The 5,435-nt window shown below is 45.0% G+C and carries 4 protein-coding genes; 1 reads left to right on the top strand and 3 read right to left on the bottom strand.

Features of this window, described 5'->3' with window-relative positions:
* Positions 1 to 115: 115 nt before the first annotated feature.
* From ushA to NE536_RS22340, 3 genes are all read right to left on the bottom strand, one after another.
* Positions 116 to 1,834 carry a bifunctional UDP-sugar hydrolase/5'-nucleotidase UshA gene (gene ushA / locus NE536_RS22330; RefSeq protein ID WP_261274056.1) on the bottom strand — a complete coding sequence of 573 codons (1,719 nt, stop codon included), beginning with the start codon at positions 1,832 to 1,834 and terminating at the stop codon, positions 116 to 118.
* Positions 1,835 to 2,197: 363 nt separating this feature from the next.
* A complete protein-coding gene (locus tag NE536_RS22335; RefSeq protein WP_220590513.1) occupies positions 2,198 to 2,869 on the bottom strand; it encodes an alpha/beta hydrolase in 672 nt (223 codons plus the stop codon).
* A gap of 88 nt (positions 2,870 to 2,957) precedes the next feature.
* The gene (locus NE536_RS22340; RefSeq protein WP_106651841.1) at positions 2,958 to 3,185 is read right to left on the bottom strand and encodes a DUF3389 family protein; all 228 of its coding nucleotides are present in this window, start codon (positions 3,183 to 3,185) and stop codon (positions 2,958 to 2,960) included.
* A gap of 251 nt (positions 3,186 to 3,436) precedes the next feature.
* On the opposite strand from NE536_RS22340, the gene NE536_RS22345 reads away from it, so the two are divergent.
* Positions 3,437 to 5,380, top strand: coding sequence for a M1 family metallopeptidase (locus tag NE536_RS22345; RefSeq protein ID WP_261274057.1), 1,944 nt, complete (start codon positions 3,437 to 3,439; stop codon positions 5,378 to 5,380).
* The last annotated feature ends 55 nt before the right edge of the window (positions 5,381 to 5,435 follow it).

Here is a 5,435-nt window from a genome sequence, read left to right on the forward strand (position 1 = left end):
CTATAGCCTCAAGGAACAATCACCACCGCCAGAGGCGGTGGTTTTGGGATGACAATAAAAAATGCCACTCTATTGAGTGGCATTTTTATTTAAACACTAAGTAGTTTTCGATTACTTAAAGTTGGCAACCTTCAACACTGTTTGAGTTTTCATAAACAATATCGCCTATCGGACTGTAGTCAGCAGCTTTAATCGCTTGTTTCTCTTTCAAGAAAGAATAGAGTAAATCAGCATCAACAAAACCCGTTTGGATTGGGCTTTCTAGCTTAGGATAACCGTCACCACCTGCAGCGTTAAAGCTAGGTACAGTGAACTTATAAGTTCCTGTTGGGCTGAAGTTCTCACCATTGATGACACTGATATTGGCAGTCTTAGCTACACAGTCAATGGTCATTTTCACGCCCGTGATTTGTGCATAACCACCTGAACCAATTTGAATACTACCTACCGCGCCTAAATAAGCCGCAACTTCAGTACCTGTCATTTCGTTCAGAGTCACCATGTTACCGAATGGCTGAACAGTCAGCACGTCACGGTAAGTGATATTGCCAGGTTGAATAGAGGCACGTACACCGCCGGAGTTCATCACGCCAAAATCGGCTTTGACTTTATCACTTTGCGCCATCGCTAACATACGGCCTAAGTTAGTTTGCTTATTACGAACGTTTGCACGCTCGCCATCTAACAGAGCATCCGTAGTCGCTATGACTTCGTCTAACTTAGCTTGACCTTTCTCTTGGTAGTAAGACAGCAGCTCTTTTAACTCAGCGTCAGGCTCAATCTTAGTGCCCGCTAAATCAGCAGTCTTCTTGCCCGCGTCATCCAGTTTACGCATATTCACTGGCACAAGTTTATAGCTTGCTAAATGAAGCTCACCGTTAAAGTATTCAAAATCTGCACGACCAACATATTTACCCCATTCATGGGCTTGCATGATCCAAGTGCCATTCTGTTTATCTGGAGCACATTCATCGCCTGGTTTAAAGTCAGCGTAGGCTTTGTTGTCAGTACCTGGTTCCATACACACTGGGTTTTGTGAATGACCACCAATAACCACTTGCAGATCGCCTTCTTTCAGTGCGCGAGCCATAGCCACGTCACCAGGGGCGTTACTACCGTTATGGCCGTCAGCATAGTGACCCATGTGCGTGGTAGCGAAAATAATATCGGCCGCTTTGGCGTCTTTAATTTCTTTAATCACTTTAGCGACTTCAGTCTTTGGATCGGTGAACTCCAGGCCACTGATGAATTCTGGATTACCAATCTTAGCCGTATCTTCGGTCGTTAAACCTATTACAGCCACTTTCAGACCGTTTATGTCGAATACCTTATAGGCATCAAAGTAACGTTCCCCTAGATTGCCATCTGCATCTTTATGGTAAATATTCGCCGCTAACATAGGGAATTCCGCAAGGCGGCGCTGCATATCAACAACGGATAATGGATTATCAAACTCATGGTTACCAACAGCCATAGCGTCGTAACCAATTTTATTCATACCCGTGAAATCTGGGATCGCATCTTGTAGATCCGATTCTGGCACGCCAGTATTAATGTCGCCACCAGACAGCAATAATGTTTGACCACCATTCTTACTGACTTCTGCACGAATGCTGTCAATTAAGGTTTTACGCGCAGCCATACCGTATTCGCCGTCACTGTTTTCCCAGAAACGGCCGTGGTTATCATTGGTGTGTAAAACGGTAAATGTTGTGCAAGCGCTTCCCGCTTCAGCACATGTTGTTGGGACTTTATCGTCATCACTATTATTACAACCCGTAAGCGCAGCGACAACAGCAGTTGCAACTAGTCCTTTAATAAGCATATGTCTCATTACATCAACCCCTTGATTTTAATTATTTTATCATAGAAAGATTGCCGTGAACTCCATCAAGTTCAGCGTCACGGATAATAACAAATAATAAAGATAAATTGTGTCATTTTTATTAAAAACTTGACATTAATAGGGGAATTCGCAGGAGCTTTAAGACAGATTTGTTTCATATAAAAAATAAGCTGAATGACTGATTTCTATATATGTAGAGAATTAAATATAAAAGTGAAATAACTTAATTTAAATCCTTCAGTATAAATGACTTAGAAAGTGTTACAGAAAAAATTGATTGTTCCCATAAAAAAACAAGCATGGACAAATTTAAACTTACCGCATGCTGTTTTTATCGGCAATTAGACTTGTCTACATTTCAAATCGCTGTAATAACCACTTAGAAATCTCTTTTAACTGCGCAGGGATCACTGAATGTGGCATAGGATAAGTCTGCCACACCACATTATAACCGCCCGCAATTAAGGCTTCTTTTGCTAATGTTCCAGCGGATAATGGCACTACATCATCCTGTAGACCGTGTTGCTGTAATATGGGTGTATTGCGATTTGCTGCACTTAATTCAGCGGGTAACACATCGCCCGTCGGTAAATAACAAGATAGCGCCATTATCCCTGCAAGTTGCTCGGGGAAACGCAGTCCAGAGAATAAACTCATCACCCCGCCCTGGCTGAATCCCGCTAATACGATACGCTCGCTCGCAATACCCGCCGCGATTTGCTCATTAATTAATGCGGCAACCCTTTTCTCCGACTCAAGCACGCCTTCCATATCGGCTCTGTCGTGCAAATCCATGCTTTTAATATCATACCAAGCGCGCATGACGTAGCCGCCATTAATGGTCACGGCTTGTTCTGGTGCATGGGGGAAAATAAACCGGATAGCATGATCGGCAGGCAAACCTAATGCAGGCACAACAGGGGCAAATCCGGCACCCGAATCCCCTAATCCATGTAACCAAATAACCACTGCTGTAGCTGGTGTCTTAGGCTCAACGACAATACGCTCAAGAGAAACTGACATACTAAAAAATCCCTAATTCGATATTAAACACTCATCAACTAAAAAGTGATGATAAATCTGTAAGTTAGACATGCTGTGCAGGCGTGCTTTATTCCGCATCCATGCCCAGTACATCTTGAATCGCACGCAACTGGGTATTTGAGTCCAATACTAAGCTCCAACGTACACCGCCACCATCGGCGATTAACATAGGTGGCTGACGTCGCAAACCTATATCCTCCGCACTCGCTTGCAGCACGATACTGGCAACATTGAGCCGCACTTGCACTTCGAACTCAGTGACGATTAACTTACCCTGCGAAAAATCTAACACCATTTTGATAACCGCCCTATGTGAAAACGCCGTCATCATAGCAAACTTGTGGTCTTTTACCGATGGCATTTCCTTCCCAACAGACGATCCATTAAAGTTTGATTACATTTGAGCTAACAGTGAGATCACAAATCCAGTGGATTATCAGGTAAACTTTTGCCCTAAATAGAATGGGTCGATAGAACACCAGGCAAATTGGTGCACTTATCGCCCAAAACTCGAACGAAAATACTTCATCATTAGGCTGTTAAATAATGCTTTCACTTCGACGTACCGTCCTGAGTAGTGCCCTTTTGTTTGCGCTGCAACTCCTTGCTAGCACCTATGCCAATAGCGCTCCAAATACGTTAGCCGCTGAACCTAGTGCCACTGTTGTAAAAGCACAGACGCAGCAGAACCAAGATGCACTGACCTATGCCAATTACACTGACGTCAACGTGAGTCATGTTGAACTAGCCCTTGCCATCGATTTTAAACAAAGCCGCTTATCCGGCGAAGCCACCCTCGATTTGGCTTGGCATAAGGCGGGGAAAGAACTCATCTTAGATACTCGAGATCTAACGATTAACAGCGTGAGTGCTTTGAATTCAACTGGGAAATGGCAAAGCGTGCCCTTCACCTTAGCCAAAGCGGACGCTGTAAAAGGTGCGGCGCTAACCATCAAACTTGCCGATGAAGATACCCAAAAAGTTAAAATCAATTATCACACGTCGAATAATCCATCCGGTATTCAATGGTTAACTCCAGAGCAAACCCAAGGTAAACAGTTGCCTTTTATGTTCAGTCAGAGTCAGGCGATTCATGCTCGCAGCTGGATCCCACTGCAAGATACCCCAGCCGTACGCCAAACCTATAGCGCAACGATAACTGCCGATAAAGCCATTACTGTGGTCATGAGTGCCGATCGCAAAACCCTGTCGACCACTCAGACCCAGTTCACTATGCCGCAGGCTATTCCAGCTTATTTGATTGCCATTGCGGCCGGACATTTACAGTTTGCGCCCTTAGATAACATCTCCGGCATTTGGGCTGAGCCAGAAATCCTCGACAAGGCGAGCAAGGAATTTGCCGACACACCGGAGATGATCAAAATCGCGGCAAAACGTTACGGTGATTATCGCTGGGGACGATATGACTTGCTTATCTTGCCGCCAAGCTTTCCCTTCGGCGGGATGGAAAATCCACGCCTTTCCTTTATTACGCCAACGGTGATCGCAGGTGATAAAAGTTTAGTGAGTCTGATTGCCCACGAACTTGCCCATTCTTGGTCGGGTAACTTAGTGACCAACGCTACTTGGCGCGATCTCTGGCTTAATGAAGGTTTTACCACCTATGTGGAGAACCGCATTATGGAAGATCTCTACGGCCGTGACCGAGCGCTAATGGAGCAAACCATTGGCTACTCAGAATTACTTGCCGAGCTTGCAGAACTCACGCCTAGCGATTCAGTGTTGCATGTGGATCTTGGCAAACGCTCACCCGACGAAGCCTTCAGCGGTGTCCCTTATGTAAAAGGTCAGTTGTTTTTACTCTTTTTAGAGCAAAAATTTGGCCGCGAGCGCTTCGATGCCTTTGTAAAAAACTACTTCAATCATTTTGCATTTCAAAGCATTACCACGGCGCAGTTCCGTGAGTATTTATCTTTGAATCTATTAAACAAATACCCCAATGTGGTCAGTGAGGCTGAAGTGGACACTTGGATTGAAGGGCAAGGTTTGCCATCATTTTTGGTGCAGCCCAACTCCCACGCCTTCGATGATGTCGATGCCCAAAGGCAAACTTGGCTCGACGGTAAACTTAACGCAAGCGAGTTGAAAACCAACACTTGGACAGTGCACCAGTGGTTAAGGTTTATCAACGAAATGCCAAGAGTCAATCTAGACCAAACCAAGCTTGCCGAGCTAGATAAGGCGTTCCATTTTACGGGCACAGGCAACAGTGAAATTGCTTTTGCATGGTATTCGCTCGCCCTAGACAACGGCTATTACGCGGTACTATCCGCATTAAAACAACACTTAACCCATATTGGCCGCATGCGCTTAATCGTGCCGTTATACCAAAAGCTTGCAAGCACAGATCAGTACGATTGGGCCAAGAGCGTCTATCTCAAGGCTCGCAGCGGCTACCATCCACAAACCCAAGCAAGCCTAGATATGATGTTTGCCGACAAACCACTCGAGCATGAACATAGCCATTAGCGAGATAAAGAGCCATTGGCAGTTGCGCTAACTATTAAGCCATTAGCACATTGTC

Origin of the sequence: Shewanella septentrionalis (assembly GCF_025370265.1) — a bacterium.
In the GTDB taxonomy this organism is placed as follows: domain Bacteria; phylum Pseudomonadota; class Gammaproteobacteria; order Enterobacterales; family Shewanellaceae; genus Shewanella; species Shewanella hafniensis.